We start from the raw sequence: 14,735 nt of genomic DNA, 5'->3' as shown, positions 1-14,735 counted from the left end.
TCCTTTTCCAATTTCAGGGATTTTTATTTCCAATTACTAGTATTATTAGTTTACAACATACAGATAAACACACCGAAGACGCGCGAGTCCGTCCGCACCATCCGCGTACCGGACTATGTGGTCGATCTGATCAGAGCGCAGGGCTATGTCCATGACGGCCATCCGAACAGCATCAACATGTATCTGACCAGATTGCAGAAGCGCCTCGGCCTTCCGCACTTCTCCCTTCACAAGTTCCGGCACTTCTTCGCAAGTACGGCCCGCGAGATCATGTCCGACGATTATGTCGAGAAGCTTGGCGGATGGAAGCCAGGAAGCCCGATCATGAAGAAGGTTTACTCCTATGCGAAAAAGAAACAAGAAGCTGCTGCGAATGAAGCCTATATATCCAAGCTGTCCGGACTGATTTGATGATGCTATTTCACTGTGTAATTTACTGTGTAATTTCATTAGAAACTGTGTAATTTTTAGGCTATTGCGCGTAACTTTTCAGAGCATAAAAAACACCTCGAAAGCACGCAATTCCGCGGGGAATGACGTATTTTCGAGGTATTTTTAAAACTGCACCAAAGCAATATAATCCGAACCAAATCTTCCCTGTGGGAGACGGGTTCGGATTATTTGTTTATTTCGACAGATACGAAAACACCTACTTTCCGAATGGCGTTATCAAGCGTCCCGAATCCAAACCGCGAGGACCGCGAAAGAAGAAAATCGGCAATTAGAAAAACAGGCAAGGCAGCCCCCATTATCGGTGAACTGCCTTGCCTGCTTCTATGTTATTCAGCGTCTTGCGGCGCGTTTACTTTGTTCGCTTTCTCTATCTGCTGTGCTTTCCACTCTGCAAACTCCCGCTGTCCTTCCTCGCTCTCATAGAAAGCGAGAATATCGGGGAAAATGCACCGCGCTATGATCTCAATTTCTCGCTGCGGAATGGTGGTGTGGTTTATCAGTTTCTTTTTTTTGCCCAATAAGCGACTCCTTTCGTATGTATTCAGATGGATTCAGGACAAAGGCAATTTTAGCAGTTCAGCCGCTTTTTTGAGGTTTTCAGCGGCGTTGCCTTTGCGGAAGTTTTCTCCGTTGAACAGGATCGGGACACACACTTCCAATATGCGGTCATAAATACGGCGATCATCGAGATCGGTTGCTTTCTGCATAGCCGACAGCGTGATATTGGTAGTGATAATCATGGGCTTACCCGAAAGCAGCCGACGATTGACTACATCGAAAACGCACTCCTTGCCGTAGCTTGTATTTCTCTCCGCGCCCAAATCGTCAAGAATGAGAAGAGCGGAAATATCTCTGAATGCCTCGGAGCGTAACAGGCTAATATGGCTCATGCGCTCAAACTCGTGTCGTTCTGCCTCGCGCTGCTGCTTTTCTTCGGCAGCACATTTGCATTCGGTGGGGTGACGGTCAATGCCGCAAAAAGGGGGATTATCTGCAAAATACGCCTCTTTCGGCGTGTGGCACTTACCGCAGAATTTCAGACCATCTTCGAGATTGATGTAATCATCAGGCGCAGCATTGGCAGCGTCAGCGGTATCAATGATGGCGGACAAAATAGGATCAATTTTCATAGGCACTCTCCTTCATCGTAGGTGTAATCGTAATCATAGCTATTTCCGGGTTTCGGCTTTCTGTCCTCATCGAGCCACTTTCGGATCGTGGCGTAGTGGTTAGCGTAATGCTTTCCGCTTGCTTCCATATAAGCCGACAAACGATTGATATATTCCTCGAATTTGTCAGTGTAAGCATTTTGAAGCCAGGTAAATTCATCGTCAGAAAGAAAAACATTTTGATATTCACCGAAACGGCGGCAGGCTATCTCTCCTCTTTCTGTCTGAATCAAGTTTATATATTCTTGTTTTGTATTACTTGTGGGCAATTTTTGCCCCATACAAGGTGAAGATTCCTGCACTTCCATAGGGCAAATATTTCCCTCTGGTGGTGAAGAAAGCTGCACCCCATCGGGCAGATGCAGGAATATGCGGTTAGCCCTGTTCCAACCTTGACGGACGCGAGTGATAAGCCCCGCATTTTCCAACTCGTTCAGCGCGGTTTTTACTGTCTTTTCGCTTCGGTTGAGGCCATCTGCCATCTGCTTTATCGTGTAAATGACATACACATTTCCGACCTCTGATACCCACCCCGATTTTTGCGAAAGCATGGTGCGGTTGAGCAGCAGCCCATAGAGCAGCTTTGCATTTATCGAATGTTCGCTTGCAATCATAAATCGTGGTAATGGTATGAATGGCGGGAGCGCGGTATCTTTCTTGAAATAGATCATTCATCACTTCCTTTCGCGGGATAGTCCATCACCGGGGCTTGTCCGTTGGTGGACGAGGAAGTGCGGCGTTGTGTCCATCTTTGGAGCGTTTGGAGCAGTAGCGCGGACATTCGATAACGATAGCGTGGAAACTCTGCTTGCACTCATGGACGCACTTGCGGCAGAGCGCGTTATAGGTGATACGGTTGCGGTCATTCAGAAAAAACGACCATTCCTGTTTTCTCTTTTTACTCATGCGTGACATATCGTGATCCCCCTTGCGGTTATAATTCTTTTTTCTGCACTTCCCGCAGAAGCGACCAAATCTCGGCTTGCTGTTCTTTGAGATCGGCTATATCGTCTGCGTAGAAATGACCTGTGCTGTTGATACGGCGGCAAATATGGTTGATGTTCGTAGCGGCGCGGCTGACAGCAGCAGCGAGCTTTTTCTGTTCGGTGTAGTCCACCTTTATAATGTAGCCATCAATCGCCATCTTTCGGAGATACGCGCCCATGTTGCATGTACCAAGTTGCGCCATCTTGCTCTCTATGAGTTTCTTTTCCTGTTCGGTGACGCAGAACTCAATTCGTATTGGTCTTGTTCGGTCTGCCATAAAAACACTTCCTTCAATTTACAACGGACATTTTTTAGCTCATTGGGGGGTACTCCCCGCAAATTTTTTAGTTTTCCTTTCACCCTACAACGGACATTTTTGTGCCATTTTAGGGGGTATGCGACTTATTAAATTTTCGTGAACGCCACAATTCCCCTCACTTTACAACGGACATTTGAGCAGAGAAGATCAAGTCTGAAAGTAAAAATATCTCCTACTTTTCAACGGACATTTTTTCGGCGTTTGTCCACCGATACGCGAAAATTTCGATAAAAAATGCGCCCTCGGCTTTTTTAAGGACGAGAGCGCAGTATATCTGCGGATATGAGATTTTAGAGAATAGCAAGCACAGCCGGTGTATATACACACGGCGATTTTCGATTAAGGAAACCCTCCCCTTAATCTTGAAAATGCTTGTTGGGATGTCTCCCAAGCCCTCTATCTTTACGAAAGGACGATTGCCTATGGCAAACAGAACAAGACCAAATCAGATTCTCTTCTTCGTCTCAGATGACGAGAAAAGAATGATTCAAGCGAAGATGGCGCAACTCGGTACTAAGAACATGGGAGCGTATCTTCGCAAGATGGCGATTGATGGCTACATCATCAAAGTGGACTATGAGAAGGTCATCCGGGGTGTCGTAGTAGATGTTACAAATGGTATGTAGACCGTAGGAATCCACCTGCATATAGGGCGAAAGCCGTCCACGAAGCTCCTGATAGACCCTCTCCGGCATCAGGTACTTTTTCTCGTACCGGTTAAAAACAGACTGTGGCATGCCGTTTCCTCCTTAGTTTATATCCTGCCGCACTTCCAAGGTCAGACCGTCGCTGAGAACGGTGATGCTGCCATCCTTGGTCTGGAGCGTGTGGACACCCTGATCGGCCAGAAACTTGCCCACTTCCTCACCATCCTCCTCTTCTCCGGCGTCGATGACCAGCGTTTTGTTCCCAGCCCACACCACAATGGCGTCGGCCTTGCACTCCTCCAGTATTGTGGTTTTCAGGACCTCTAGCCTTTCGCCGCCGGGAGAAATACCGCTGCGGGATAGGAGCAGGATGACTGCCGCCAGGCCAGCGAAACCACTACGGTCACAATGCGGTTTCTGTTCCGGTTCATACCCTCCCCCTTTTATCCGCTTCTATCGTAACAATGCAGAAAGAGGGGACTTTATCGCACGCACTCAAAGAATATTTCAATTAGGATGTAGGGTCCACTCCGCAAACCGCTCCCGAAGTTCCGCAATTTGCTGCTGCAGCATCTCTGCGTTTTTCTATGCCGATAGACTATATATACGAAAAAGCCGGCGTTACCCTGGCTTATAGGCATCCTCCTGTAAAAAACCGCCTGCCGGGAAACCGACAGGCGGCATACTGCCTTTTATACTTCCATCATCTATAGGCTATAGTGATTAAAGAACCAAAGAAGGAGCAGAGTAAATTCGTGCTGCCAATTCCTGATTGAGCATATACAAGCTCTTGGGATCGGAGCCAAAGAGTTCCATTTTGGAAATCAAATTATTTGCATTGGTTTCTTCTTCACCTTGTTCTTTCACAAACCAATCGAGGAACTGCATGGTACGGAAATCCCTTGCTTCGTAAGCCTCACTATAGATATCATTAATCAGCGAGGTCACATATTTTTCGTGCTCAAGACCTGCCTTCAAAACATCCATATGGCAAGCTGCATTCAGATCAGGCTTGTCAATGGCTTCAAGCGTTACCTTCTGGTTTTCGTTTTGCAGGTACTGATAGAAAAGCATGGCGTGGTCACGCTCTTCCTGAGCCTGAATTTTATACCAGTTGGCAAAGCCGTCAAGCCCGACTTCCTCGAAATAGTTTGAAAAATTGAGATAAAGGTATGCGGAATAGAATTCCTTATTTACCTGTTGATTGATCAGCGCATGTACTTTTTCGTTCATTTGCAAGAATCTCCTTACATACATATTTCATAAACAAATTGATTCTTAGTAATTTTCCGCACGCACTTCGAAGAATGCCTGAGGATGCTTGCAGACAGGGCAACCCTCGGGAGCCTTGGTGCCAACGACCAGGTGACCGCAGTTGCGGCACTCCCACATGGTAACGCCGCTCTTCTCAAATACCTGCATAGCCTCCACGTTGCTCAGCAGCTTGCGGTAGCGCTCCTCATGGGCCTTCTCAATGGCAGCAACGCCACGGAACTGCTCGGCCAGCTCATGGAAGCCTTCCTCGTCGGCCTCACGGGCCATGCGGTCATACATATCCGTCCACTCGGCATTCTCGCCCTCAGCGGCATGGAGCAGGTTCTCGGCAGTATCGCCCAGCTCGCCCAGAGCCTTGAACCACAGCTTGGCGTGTTCCTTCTCGTTCTCAGCGGTGTGCAGGAACAGCGCGGCGATCTGCTCGTAGCCGGCCTTCTTGGCGACGGAGGCGAAGTAGGTGTACTTGTTCCGGGCCTGACTCTCACCGGCAAAGGCTTCCCACAGGTTCTTCTCCGTCTTGGTACCGGCATAGGGGTTCTTCGCAGGGGCGGCCTCTTCGATCTTCACAAACTTGTCGGCGGGCTGCTTGCAGACAGGGCACTTGAAATCAGGGGTCATGGGGCCTTCATGAATATAGCCGCAGACAGAGCATTTCCACTTTTCCATTTTCTTTTCCTCCGTTTTTTCATTGAATTGAATGGTATGTAACAGGGATTCCACCGCATCCGCCGGGATGCCGGGATATGCTTTGATACGCTCCAGGAACGCCTTGGTGTTGCCACTCTGGGGGAGCATGAAGCCTGCTTCCCGGCACAGGTCCTCCGCCATCAGCCGGGAGGATTTTTCCACGGCCACGCTCAGGGCATCTGGTAGCTGAGAAGCAATGCTCTCGGCTTGAGCCTTACTCTGTACCAGACCCCGCAGGGCTTCCACTACCTTGTCCTCCTTGGGCTGCTGCGCAGGAAGGGTCTTGGGAACCATAGAAATGGCCGAGGACGGACATGCTTCGGCACAGGCACCGCATCCAATGCACTTTTCTGGATCAATGACGCTGTTCTCTGTATCCGTGGCCCCGCTGGGACAGACATAGAGACACAGGCAGTCCTTGGTGCACAGGCGAATATTTCTCACCGCGTATTTTTCAGCCATCATCAAGCCCTCCCTTCCACTTTTTCAAATTTCCAGCTGGGCACCTTGCATACCGGACAAAGATCCGGAGCCGCGTTGCCCACATAGACAAAGCCGCAGACCGTGCAGACCCAGACGCCGGTATTCTCCAGCATCTTTTCCCCTTCGGTTTTGTAGCGTGTCAGCAGGGATTGGAGCATCCGGGTGACTTTTTCGCTCCAGACCTGACACCGCAGGGCACCCCGATCTGGCTTTTCCGCGGATACCGCGTTGCCATAAGGATAACCCACCGAGAGATCGTTTTCGATGAGCTCCAGCAACTTTGCGGTGCTGGCTTCCTGCACCGGTTCCGCCTTGGACCGGAAGAACTCTGCCAGCTTTCGGAAGTCCTCCGCCTGCTGGGGCAGATACTGCTTTTCGCAGCCTCTTGCCAGATTAGAGCAGATGATGCTCATTTCCATGGCGGACAGTTCCTTCTCCACATGGGGCTTGTCCAGCGCGGCAGCAGGCTTGGCTTGCTCGGTGTTCTCACGGAACTGGGATTTATCCGCACCGCACAGGGGACACTTCCAATCGACAGGAAGATCTTCCCACTTGCCACCGGCAGCTTCGTCATAAATATAGCCGCAAATACTGCAAACATATTGCTTCATAGGGTTCACCGCCTCCTTTAGCCATATTTTATCAAATCACGGCACAAATACCGTGACTTTGTCACTTATTTCAGCCGCAGGAGTGATGGCCGCAGCCATGATCACCGCAGTTGCCCTCGTGGTGGTGCTCTCCGTGGTGGCTGCACATCACATTGGGGTTATAGGCCAGCGTTCCGGCAGCCAGCGCCTCTGCCGCCTGGTCCGCGTCGCCGGATACACCGCCATACAGCTGGATGCCTGCCGCTGCCAGCGCCGCCTGGGCGCCGCCGCCAATGCCTCCGCAGATCAGTGCGTCCACATGCAGTGCGCTCAGAACACCTGCAAGCGCGCCGTGGCCACTGCCGTTGGTATCCACCACCTCTGAGGATACGATCTTCCCATTTTCCACGTCGTAGACCTTGAACTGCTCTGTGTGGCCGAAGTGCTGAAAGATCTCTCCGTTTTCATAAGTGACTGCAATTCTCATAATATTATCTCCTTTCGGTTTTTCATGCATCGGATGGATTTTTTGCTGATAGCAATTTTTGCACCCGTAGGCTGCGCTGTTTCCGCTGCAGAGTGTAAAATCCCCTCCCTCGATTCGCAGAGGAAGTCCCTCAACCAGCGCATCGGCCAGTTTTTTGCGGGCAGCTGCATAAATCTGCTGAACCGTTGTTCTGGCAATACGCATATATTCTCCGCATTGCTCCTGAGAAAAACCTTCACGGTCAATCAGGCGAATGGATTCATACTCATCCACATTCAGGACAATGGGAGTCAGTTCCTCGCCGCCACGAACCGGAACAAAACCATCATTATCCGGCAAACAACAAACTTTTCTGCATTTTCTCGGTCTTGGCATAGATTCACCTCCACATTATTTGCGGCATATGCCATTTATACGACCATTGTACATCTCCTTTTCCTATATGTCAACGGAATTATTGACATATGCTATAAATTTTTTTTATACTATGTGTATTCAAGGAGGTGTACCCATGGATTTTTCATCCTTTTTTCCAATTTGGAACAAACTGACACCGACCCAGCAGCAGATTTTGGAGCGAAATGCAGTTTTACGAAAAGTGGACAAAGGGACTGTGATTCACAACGGAACTGTGGAGTGTACTGGTCTTCTGCTGGTAAGAAGCGGACAGCTTCGTGCCTATATTCTTTCCGATGAAGGACGAGAGATTAGCCTCTATCGTTTGTTTGATCGGGATATTTGCCTGTTTTCCGCCTCCTGTATGATGAACAGTATTCAGTTTGAGATTACCATTGAGGCGCAGAAGGATACCACGATGTGGGTTATTTCTGCTGACACTTATCAGCACATTATGAAAGAGTCTGCTGTGGTAGCTAATTTTACCAACGAAATTATGGCCACCCGTTTTTCTGAGGTTATGTGGCTCATGGAGCAGATCATGTGGAAAAGTTTTGATAAAAGGCTGGCAGGATTTCTGCTGGAGGAATGCAGCTTAGAGGGAACAAATATCCTCAAGATTACCCATGAAACCATTGCGAGCCACATGGGTACCGCCCGTGAGGTAGTTACCCGAATGCTTCGCTATTTCCAGAACGAAGGTATGGTCAAACTGACTCGTGGAACAGTGGAGATTACAGACAAAATCAGACTGGAACAATTGCAAAATGATTAAGCAAAAAGGACATCTGCTTGCTATTAGTTGCAAGCAGATGTCCTGATTTTATGCTCGATCCATTCCGCAGGCCGTAGCCGATTCAATGAGACAGCGATCATTGGTCACAGCATCATAGAACCGGAAGCCGCCGGAGAAGTTATAGCAGTCAAAGCCGTTTCCGGCCAGGATACGACAGGCAATGTAGCTGCGCAGACCGCTCTGACAGATGACGTAGACAGGCTTACGCTTGTCCAGCTCACCCAGCCGCTCCCGCAGCTCGTCCACCGGGATGTTAAAGAAGCCGTCAATGTGTCCGTGTGCGAATTCTTCCACAGTGCGGGTGTCCAACAGAGTTACGCTTCCGTCACGAGGAAGACGATCTGCATCTTCCAGATGCCATTGTTTCAGAACACCGTTTGCGATATTCTCAACCATAAAGCCAGCCATATTTACCGGGTCTTTCGCAGAGGAATAAGGCGGTGCGTAGGCCAGATCCAGATCCTTCAGTTCCGTGGCTTTCATTCCTGCCCGGATAGCGGTGGCCAGCACATCAATGCGCTTATCCACACCTTCATAGCCTACGATCTGCGCACCCAGCAGGCGATAAGTCGCCTTTTCAAAGACCACCTTCATTGTCATGACTTTCCCGCCGGGGTAGTAACCTGCATGGCTCATGGGCGACAGGATAACCGTATCAACATCCAGCCCTGTTTTTCTGGCGTTGGTCTCATTTACGCCGGTAGTAGCGGCAGTCATGCCGAAGAACTTGATGACACTGCTGCCTTGGGAGCCGGTATAATGGCTGTCTCCGCCACAGATGTTGTCCGCAGCGATTCGTCCCTGTTTATTGGCAGGGCCAGCCAAAGAGATCAGAGCATCCTGCCCGGTGACGAAGTGCTTCACCTGCACCGCATCGCCCACGGCATAGATGTCGGAAATGGAGGTTTCCATTCGGTCATTGACCACGATACTGCCCTTGACGCCCAGCTCCAGTCCCGCATCCTGAGCGAGTTGGGTGTCCGGAGAAACGCCGATTGCCAGCACCACCATGTCGGCATGGAGGGGGGCCTCGTCCTTCAGCAGCACATCCACGCCGCCGTCCCTTTCCTCAAACCCTTCTACGGTATGACCAAGTGCCAGCTTTACACCGTGCTTGCGCATTTCATTATGGATGAAAGAAGCCATATCGGCATCAAAGGGATTCATAAGCTGTTTTGGACGCTGGACAATGGTGACATCCATCCCCAGCTCTCGCAGGTTTTCTGCCAGCTCCAATCCAATGAAGCCACCACCTGCCAGCACAGCGGACTTGGGATGGTTTTCGCTGATGTAATCCTTGATGCGGAACGTGTCCTCCACGGTGCGCAGGGTAAACAGCTTGTTGAGGCCCACACCGGGGAGCCGGGGCTGGGTGGGCTTGGCACCGGGAGAGAGAATCAGCTTGTCATAGCTCTCCTCAAACTCCTCACCGGTTTCCAGATTTTTCACGGAAACGGTTTTTTCTTCAGGATGAATCGCCGTGACCTCATGGTGCACCTTCATGTTTACATGGAACCGGGAGAAGAAGCTTTCCGGGGTCTGGAGGGTCAGCTCCTCGGGATCCTCAATGACCCCACCAATGTAATAGGGCAGACCGCAGTTGGCGTAGGAGATATACCCCGAGCGCTCAAAAACTACGATTTCTGCCTGCTCATTCAGTCTGCGAATACGGGCGGCAGCGGTAGCGCCGCCTGCCACACCGCCTACAATGACAACTTTCATATTATCGTTCCACCTTTCCTGCATAAGCGGAAATTCCGCCTATGTTTTTCACATTGGTATAACCCAGCTGCTGCAAAACAGCAGCTGCCTGGCGGCTTCTTGCACCACTGAGACAGTGTACAAAGATGGGGGTAGCTTTATTGTCAATCATGCCAGCCACTTTGTCAATGGACTGCAAAGGAACATTTTTACTGCCGGGGATATGCCCCTGCCGGTATTCGTCGGGGGTGCGAACATCCAGCAGGACTGCGCCATCCGTAGTGCTATATTCTTTGACACCCTGATTGATGTCAGGTCCTTTCAGGAAATCGAAGAATCTCATCTTTGCACCTCCTTACAGCATGGCGAGAATCTGAGCCTTAGGTCTGGCACCGGTGACTTGATTGACAATCTTTCCGTTCTTCATAACCACCAGAGTGGGTATGCTCATCACACCGAACTGCATAGCCAGTTCCTGTTCCTCATCCACATTAATTTTAACAACCTTGATATCGGAGCGCTCCTTGGCAATCTCCTCTACCAGAGGAACTACCATGCGGCAAGGACCACACCAGGGAGCCCAGAAATCCATCAGGACGGGCTTGTCCGAGTTCAAAACCTCTTGATTGAAATTGTTTTTATTAACACTGATAGCAGACATATTTAAGTCCTCCTGTTTTCTTTTTTATGGCTTTATTATATCCAGTAGTCGTTCCTTGTTCTGTGATTTTATCACTTATCGCCGGTGACTGTTTCACCGGGCCAACTATTAATTCCGCCGATCTCAATGATATTGGTGTAGCCCAGTTTCACCAGTTTTTCAGATGCCTGCTTACTCCGATTACCGCTGCGGCAGTATACCAGAATCAGCTGATTTTTATCCGGCAGTTCAGAGATATCCTCTGTGCCAATGGATTCGTTGGCAATATTGATAGCACCGGGAATATGCTTTTCGCTATATTCCTGAGCAGTACGAACATCGAGGATGATGTATCCGGTTTCCTCCTCCATCATCGTAATAGCTTCCTCCATAGTAATCTGTCGATAGGTTTTTTCAGCGGATTGCGTTGCACAACCAGAGAGAAGCAGTAAAGTCATCAAAATGGGAATGATTCTTTTCATGTGTATACCTCCATATTTTGAAGATAGGGCAGCCGTTTCCAGCTGCCCTGTTTCCTTTTTTATGTTCTTGCCATTCCGTCTACACTGAGCACAACGCCCGTGATATAGGATGCTTCGTCAGATGCCAGGAACACAAATGCATTGGCAATATCCTCCGGCTGACCCAGGCGGCGCAGAGGGATCTGCTTGATCATCGGCTCGATAACTTCCTTGGGTACGGCCTTCATCATGTCGGTCTCCGTGATGCCGGGAGCCACCGCGTTGACCCGGATACCCTTGGGACCCAACTCACGGGCTAGGGATACCGTCAGGCCATTCACTGCGAACTTGGACGCGGGATATGCAAAGCCGCTGGGTTGGCCAGAAATACTGACCATAGAGGACGTGGAGAGAATAACGCCCTTGCCCCGGGCTACCATGCACTCACTGGCCGCCCGTGTGGCGTTGAACACGCCTTTCACATTCAGATTCATGACCTTATCAAAGGTCTCCTCGGTATATTCGGTAAAAGGGGTGCTTTCAGACACGCCGGCATTGTTCACCAGAATATCCACGCAGCCATACTTTTCAGTGGCTTCACGGAACGCATTTCGGACAGAGTCCAAGCTGGACAGATTGGGGCTGATTCCCGCGACGGTTGCCTCTGGATATTTTTCCTGTAGCTGAGCAACAGCCTTGTCAGCCGATGTCTGAGAACTTGCAGTCAGGACGACGGTAGCGCCTTCCTTCAGAAATTTGTCCGCGGTAGCAAACCCGATGCCCCGGCTGCCGCCGGTGATAATCGCAACTTTATCTTTCAGTCTCATATTTAGACCGCCTTTCTTTTTATTTGTGGCTGTATCATAACAGATGCTGTGTGGTCGTTCCGTGATAATATCACATTTTATCGATCATCCCTTGCAGGCAGAAGATTTCATACAAGCACCTTAATCAAACTGGAATAAGCATCTAAATAAAGGTTTCCTCAGAAACTTTCTCCCCCATTTCATGGAGTTCAAGAGCCTTTTTGCTTCTGTTTTGCCTTACGAGTTACAATAGACATACAAAAAAACGCCCACTTCGCCGATTACGAAGTGGGCAAAAATGTTCTAAAAGCTCTGCAATAACACAAAAATTATGCCATAAATCACGCTTGTGCTGACACCATAAACGATCACAGGCCCCGCTATGGTAAACATTTTGGCACAGCTTCCCTGGGTTATAGACTCACCCTTGCACTCCAACAAATGCGATTTCTTCCGAGGCTTTTCCTAATTCGAAAGAATAATGGATGACCACTCCAGATCCACGGTTATGGGGTGCTTATCCTTTATGCGGCAGCAGTAAGGGAGAAAAGGGAGAGCAAAAGAGCAGCGGCTAACGCCGCCTTAAAGAGAAAGTCACCTCTCCCTTTTCTCCCTCGCTGCGGCTATGGAAACCGCGGAAAACCGCAAGCGGTTTACGCACCGTTTCCACAGCCTACGCTTCACCCTCTTTTTCCTCTCCGACTTTCTCCCTTTTCACAGAAAAAGAGATATAAGGGTAGCACATAGGACGAGGAAAAAGAACGGCACACAGGCTGAATTATTGATGATTTTCGCACCGAAAAGCAACACCAAAACAACGGTTAGGCACTCTGCGAAAAAATACGCATTTTCGTCTACCTGAAATGTTCACAGAAAAGATTCAAATTAGGCATTGCAAATATACAGATAATGTATAATATATTCAGGTAAAAACAGGAGGTGGCTTGATGAATACAGTTGGTGAGCGTTTGAAAACGCTGCGCGAGGGAATGAAGTTCTCTCAAAAGAAAATGGCTGAGTTGCTGAATGTGACGCAGCCGAGTATTAACCGATATGAGCATGGGCAGTCTGTACCGTCTATTGAATTGCTGATAAAATATGCGGATTATTTTGATGTATCTATGGACTACATCACTTGCCGTTGTGATGAGCCGCAGGGCAAACTGTACCAAGTGAAACCGCCTGTTGCGGATAATCCCGAATTGGCAAAGTTTGTAGAAATGTGCTTTGAGCCTGATTCGCCCATGAATGAGCAGTTGAAACAAACCTTGATACAGATGTTAGGGACGGTGAAAGCATGACGGCAGTAATTTACGCGAGATATTCTTCTGATAATCAGCGCGAGGAATCCATAGAAGGTCAGCTCCGCGAATGTACCGCGTTTGCTGATAAGAATGGAATTACCGTTCTGCGTCACTACATCGACAGGGCAGTTTCCGCAAAGACCGACAACCGCCCAGAATTTCAGAACATGATTAAGGACAGCGGCAAAAAGCTGTTTGATATGATTATCGTTTGGAAACTTGACCGGTTTGCCCGAAATCGCTATGACAGCGCACGATACAAGGCGCAGTTGAAGAAGAACGGCGTTAAGGTTGTTTCCGCTACCGAGGTTATTTCCGATGGCGCAGAGGGTATTATCCTTGAATCCATGCTTGAGGGCTTCGCTGAATACTATTCCGTTGACCTTTCCGAAAAGGTTGTACGCGGTATGACCGATAATGCGTTGAAATGTATGTTTAATGGCGGTACGCTGCCGATGGGCTATCAGATCGACGCAGACCAACATTTTCAGATTGATCCTGTAACTGCACCGTACATTTTGGACGCTTTCAAGCGATATGACAAGGGCGCGACCATGACAGAAATCCGCGATTGGCTCAACGAACAGGGCATGAAAAACACTCGCGGTAATCCCTTGACCTACAACAGCGTACAGCATCTATTGAAAAATCGCCGTTATATCGGAGAATATCAGTACAGGGAGATTATTGTCCCCGATGGTATTCCCGCCATCGTGCCGCTTGACTTGTTTGAACGAGTACAAGCAAAAATGGCGAAAAACAAGAAAGCCCCCGCCCGACACAAGGCAGAGGACGATTATCTGCTGACAACCAAGCTGTTTTGTGGGTACTGCGGCGCGTATCTCTGCGGCGAGAGTGGCACAAGCCGTACAGGGATCGTCCACCACTACTACAAGTGCGTCTCGGTGAAAAAGAAGCGTAAAGAGTGCCACAAAAAGCCTGTTAAAAAGGTTTGGATTGAGGATTTAGTTGTCTCGGCAGCAATGGAAATGATTATGGACGATGACGCGATTGAGGCTATCGTTTCAATGCTCATGGATTTGCAGGAACAGGATAACACCAATATTCCCCTGTATGAGCAGCAGTTACAGGAAACCAATGCCGGGATCCGCAATCTGCTGAATGCTATTCAGCAAGGTATTCTGACAAAATCGACCAAAGAACGCCTTGAAGAATTAGAGGCGGCAAAAGAGGAATTGGAAAACCGCCTTGCCAACGAGCAGTTGTCCAAGCCCCCGAAAATCAGCGCGGAGTTTATGACATTTTGGCTGCATCGTTTCCGCAAATTAGATGTTACCAAGCAGAGTCACCGCAAAATGCTGATTGACACCTTTATCAACGCGATATTCCTGTATGACGATAAAATGCTGATAACCTTTAACTACAAGGACGGCACAAAAACCATTACATTCGGCGAGGCTAAAGAAGCCGCTGAAAAAGCGGCTTCTGGTTCGGATTTGGATTGCTCAACTGCGGCTCACGGGACTTGAACCCGCACATCAGAGATACAGGAACCTAAATCCTGCGCGTCTGC

General features: G+C 49.1%; 19 protein-coding genes and 4 pseudogenes. 5 read left to right on the top strand and 18 right to left on the bottom strand.

Features of this window, described 5'->3' with window-relative positions; genetic code table 11:
- Nucleotides 1–411 (top strand): annotated as a pseudogene (locus tag ACK8P7_RS10365) (hypothetical protein); the annotation flags it as partial.
- 368 nt (nucleotides 412–779) lie between these two features.
- Here the strand turns inward: ACK8P7_RS10365 and ACK8P7_RS10360 are convergent.
- The 5 genes from ACK8P7_RS10360 to ACK8P7_RS10340 are packed head-to-tail and all read right to left on the bottom strand — an operon-like array spanning nucleotide 780 to nucleotide 2,886.
- Nucleotides 780–971: a hypothetical protein gene (locus tag ACK8P7_RS10360; RefSeq protein WP_410044128.1), complete on the bottom strand. Its 192-nt coding sequence runs from the start codon at nucleotides 969–971 to the stop codon at nucleotides 780–782.
- A gap of 33 nt (nucleotides 972–1,004) precedes the next feature.
- Nucleotides 1,005–1,583, bottom strand: a complete 579-nt coding sequence (locus ACK8P7_RS10355) for a hypothetical protein (RefSeq protein WP_410044127.1) — start codon at nucleotides 1,581–1,583, stop codon at nucleotides 1,005–1,007.
- Entirely contained in the window at nucleotides 1,580–2,293 is a 714-nt protein-coding gene (locus ACK8P7_RS10350; protein ID WP_410044126.1) for a replication initiator protein A, read from the bottom strand. The genes ACK8P7_RS10355 and ACK8P7_RS10350 overlap by 4 nt, the downstream gene beginning before the upstream one ends.
- A 28-nt stretch (nucleotides 2,294–2,321) precedes the next feature.
- Entirely contained in the window at nucleotides 2,322–2,537 is a 216-nt protein-coding gene (locus tag ACK8P7_RS10345; protein ID WP_410044125.1) for a hypothetical protein, read from the bottom strand.
- Between the two features lie 19 nt (nucleotides 2,538–2,556).
- Nucleotides 2,557–2,886: a plasmid mobilization protein gene (locus ACK8P7_RS10340; RefSeq protein WP_410044124.1), complete on the bottom strand. Its 330-nt coding sequence runs from the start codon at nucleotides 2,884–2,886 to the stop codon at nucleotides 2,557–2,559.
- A gap of 464 nt (nucleotides 2,887–3,350) precedes the next feature.
- Between ACK8P7_RS10340 and ACK8P7_RS10335 the strand changes: the two are divergent.
- A pseudogene (locus ACK8P7_RS10335) lies at nucleotides 3,351–3,503 on the top strand (plasmid mobilization protein); the annotation flags it as partial.
- A gap of 9 nt (nucleotides 3,504–3,512) precedes the next feature.
- Here ACK8P7_RS10335 and ACK8P7_RS10330 read toward each other — a convergent pair.
- From ACK8P7_RS10330 to ACK8P7_RS10300, 7 genes and pseudogenes are all read right to left on the bottom strand, one after another.
- A pseudogene (locus ACK8P7_RS10330) lies at nucleotides 3,513–3,623 on the bottom strand (molecular chaperone); the annotation flags it as partial.
- Nucleotides 3,624–3,677: 54 nt separating this feature from the next.
- Nucleotides 3,678–3,848: a hypothetical protein gene (locus tag ACK8P7_RS10325; RefSeq protein WP_410044123.1), complete on the bottom strand. Its 171-nt coding sequence runs from the start codon at nucleotides 3,846–3,848 to the stop codon at nucleotides 3,678–3,680.
- A gap of 450 nt (nucleotides 3,849–4,298) precedes the next feature.
- Nucleotides 4,299–4,808, bottom strand: a complete 510-nt coding sequence (locus ACK8P7_RS10320) for a ferritin (RefSeq protein WP_410044122.1) — start codon at nucleotides 4,806–4,808, stop codon at nucleotides 4,299–4,301.
- 45 nt (nucleotides 4,809–4,853) lie between these two features.
- Entirely contained in the window at nucleotides 4,854–5,411 is a 558-nt protein-coding gene (gene rbr, locus ACK8P7_RS10315) for a rubrerythrin (protein WP_410044130.1), read from the bottom strand.
- 18 nt (nucleotides 5,412–5,429) lie between these two features.
- Nucleotides 5,430–5,999, bottom strand: a pseudogene (locus ACK8P7_RS10310) (4Fe-4S binding protein); the annotation flags it as partial.
- Between the two features lie 2 nt (nucleotides 6,000–6,001).
- Nucleotides 6,002–6,631: a rubredoxin-like domain-containing protein gene (locus ACK8P7_RS10305; protein ID WP_410044121.1), complete on the bottom strand. Its 630-nt coding sequence runs from the start codon at nucleotides 6,629–6,631 to the stop codon at nucleotides 6,002–6,004.
- Nucleotides 6,632–6,701: 70 nt separating this feature from the next.
- Complete coding sequence (locus ACK8P7_RS10300) at nucleotides 6,702–7,472, bottom strand: NifB/NifX family molybdenum-iron cluster-binding protein (RefSeq protein ID WP_410044120.1); 771 nt, start codon at nucleotides 7,470–7,472, stop codon at nucleotides 6,702–6,704.
- 136 nt (nucleotides 7,473–7,608) lie between these two features.
- Between ACK8P7_RS10300 and ACK8P7_RS10295 the strand changes: the two genes are divergently transcribed.
- Complete coding sequence (locus ACK8P7_RS10295) at nucleotides 7,609–8,268, top strand: Crp/Fnr family transcriptional regulator (protein WP_410044119.1); 660 nt, start codon at nucleotides 7,609–7,611, stop codon at nucleotides 8,266–8,268.
- A 48-nt stretch (nucleotides 8,269–8,316) separates the two neighbouring features.
- On the opposite strand, the gene ACK8P7_RS10290 is transcribed toward ACK8P7_RS10295, so the two are convergent.
- The 6 genes from ACK8P7_RS10290 to ACK8P7_RS10265 all read right to left on the bottom strand — a co-directional run bounded on the left by ACK8P7_RS10290 (nucleotide 8,317) and on the right by ACK8P7_RS10265 (nucleotide 12,335).
- Nucleotides 8,317–10,011 carry an FAD-dependent oxidoreductase gene (locus tag ACK8P7_RS10290; protein WP_410044118.1) on the bottom strand — a complete coding sequence of 565 codons (1,695 nt, stop codon included), beginning with the start codon at nucleotides 10,009–10,011 and terminating at the stop codon, nucleotides 8,317–8,319.
- A 1-nt stretch (nucleotide 10,012) separates the two neighbouring features.
- Nucleotides 10,013–10,333: a rhodanese-like domain-containing protein gene (locus ACK8P7_RS10285; protein WP_154433133.1), complete on the bottom strand. Its 321-nt coding sequence runs from the start codon at nucleotides 10,331–10,333 to the stop codon at nucleotides 10,013–10,015.
- A gap of 12 nt (nucleotides 10,334–10,345) precedes the next feature.
- Nucleotides 10,346–10,651, bottom strand: a complete 306-nt coding sequence (gene trxA, locus ACK8P7_RS10280; protein WP_118718022.1) for a thioredoxin — start codon at nucleotides 10,649–10,651, stop codon at nucleotides 10,346–10,348.
- A gap of 71 nt (nucleotides 10,652–10,722) precedes the next feature.
- Nucleotides 10,723–11,112: a rhodanese-like domain-containing protein gene (locus ACK8P7_RS10275; RefSeq protein ID WP_410044117.1), complete on the bottom strand. Its 390-nt coding sequence runs from the start codon at nucleotides 11,110–11,112 to the stop codon at nucleotides 10,723–10,725.
- 59 nt (nucleotides 11,113–11,171) lie between these two features.
- Nucleotides 11,172–11,918 carry an SDR family NAD(P)-dependent oxidoreductase gene (locus tag ACK8P7_RS10270; protein WP_410044116.1) on the bottom strand — a complete coding sequence of 249 codons (747 nt, stop codon included), beginning with the start codon at nucleotides 11,916–11,918 and terminating at the stop codon, nucleotides 11,172–11,174.
- Between the two features lie 282 nt (nucleotides 11,919–12,200).
- Nucleotides 12,201–12,335, bottom strand: a complete 135-nt coding sequence (locus ACK8P7_RS10265) for a SpoVA/SpoVAEb family sporulation membrane protein (protein WP_410044129.1) — start codon at nucleotides 12,333–12,335, stop codon at nucleotides 12,201–12,203.
- Between the two features lie 509 nt (nucleotides 12,336–12,844).
- Between ACK8P7_RS10265 and ACK8P7_RS10260 the strand changes: the two genes are divergently transcribed.
- Nucleotides 12,845–13,198: a helix-turn-helix domain-containing protein gene (locus ACK8P7_RS10260; protein WP_410044115.1), complete on the top strand. Its 354-nt coding sequence runs from the start codon at nucleotides 12,845–12,847 to the stop codon at nucleotides 13,196–13,198.
- The gene (locus ACK8P7_RS10255; protein WP_410044114.1) at nucleotides 13,195–14,691 is read left to right on the top strand and encodes a recombinase family protein; all 1,497 of its coding nucleotides are present in this window, start codon (nucleotides 13,195–13,197) and stop codon (nucleotides 14,689–14,691) included. Before ACK8P7_RS10260 ends, ACK8P7_RS10255 begins: the two co-directional genes overlap by 4 nt.
- Nucleotides 14,692–14,735: the final 44 nt, after the last annotated feature.

Origin of the sequence: Oribacterium sp. P9, from assembly GCF_046365365.1 — a bacterium.
Lineage (GTDB): Bacteria > Bacillota > Clostridia > Lachnospirales > Lachnospiraceae > Oribacterium.
This window is presented reverse-complemented; position numbering and strand designations above follow the sequence as displayed.

What these genes read in the sequence shown, in the direction of transcription:
- ACK8P7_RS10260 (WP_410044115.1), top strand. Translation starts at nt 12,845, where the DNA reads ATGAATACAGTTGGTGAGCGTTTGAAAACGCTGCGCGAGGGAATGAAG.
- ACK8P7_RS10300 (WP_410044120.1), bottom strand. Translation starts at nt 7,472, where the DNA reads ATGCCAAGACCGAGAAAATGCAGAAAAGTTTGTTGTTTGCCGGATAAT.
- ACK8P7_RS10320 (WP_410044122.1), bottom strand. Translation starts at nt 4,808, where the DNA reads ATGAACGAAAAAGTACATGCGCTGATCAATCAACAGGTAAATAAGGAA.
- ACK8P7_RS10290 (WP_410044118.1), bottom strand. Translation starts at nt 10,011, where the DNA reads ATGAAAGTTGTCATTGTAGGCGGTGTGGCAGGCGGCGCTACCGCTGCC.
- ACK8P7_RS10275 (WP_410044117.1), bottom strand. Translation starts at nt 11,112, where the DNA reads ATGAAAAGAATCATTCCCATTTTGATGACTTTACTGCTTCTCTCTGGT.
- ACK8P7_RS10340 (WP_410044124.1), bottom strand. Translation starts at nt 2,886, where the DNA reads ATGGCAGACCGAACAAGACCAATACGAATTGAGTTCTGCGTCACCGAA.
- ACK8P7_RS10270 (WP_410044116.1), bottom strand. Translation starts at nt 11,918, where the DNA reads ATGAGACTGAAAGATAAAGTTGCGATTATCACCGGCGGCAGCCGGGGC.
- ACK8P7_RS10295 (WP_410044119.1), top strand. Translation starts at nt 7,609, where the DNA reads ATGGATTTTTCATCCTTTTTTCCAATTTGGAACAAACTGACACCGACC.
- ACK8P7_RS10305 (WP_410044121.1), bottom strand. Translation starts at nt 6,631, where the DNA reads ATGAAGCAATATGTTTGCAGTATTTGCGGCTATATTTATGACGAAGCT.
- ACK8P7_RS10350 (WP_410044126.1), bottom strand. Translation starts at nt 2,293, where the DNA reads ATGATCTATTTCAAGAAAGATACCGCGCTCCCGCCATTCATACCATTA.
- ACK8P7_RS10355 (WP_410044127.1), bottom strand. Translation starts at nt 1,583, where the DNA reads ATGAAAATTGATCCTATTTTGTCCGCCATCATTGATACCGCTGACGCT.
- ACK8P7_RS10345 (WP_410044125.1), bottom strand. Translation starts at nt 2,537, where the DNA reads ATGTCACGCATGAGTAAAAAGAGAAAACAGGAATGGTCGTTTTTTCTG.
- ACK8P7_RS10285 (WP_154433133.1), bottom strand. Translation starts at nt 10,333, where the DNA reads ATGAGATTCTTCGATTTCCTGAAAGGACCTGACATCAATCAGGGTGTC.
- trxA (WP_118718022.1), bottom strand. Translation starts at nt 10,651, where the DNA reads ATGTCTGCTATCAGTGTTAATAAAAACAATTTCAATCAAGAGGTTTTG.
- ACK8P7_RS10255 (WP_410044114.1), top strand. Translation starts at nt 13,195, where the DNA reads ATGACGGCAGTAATTTACGCGAGATATTCTTCTGATAATCAGCGCGAG.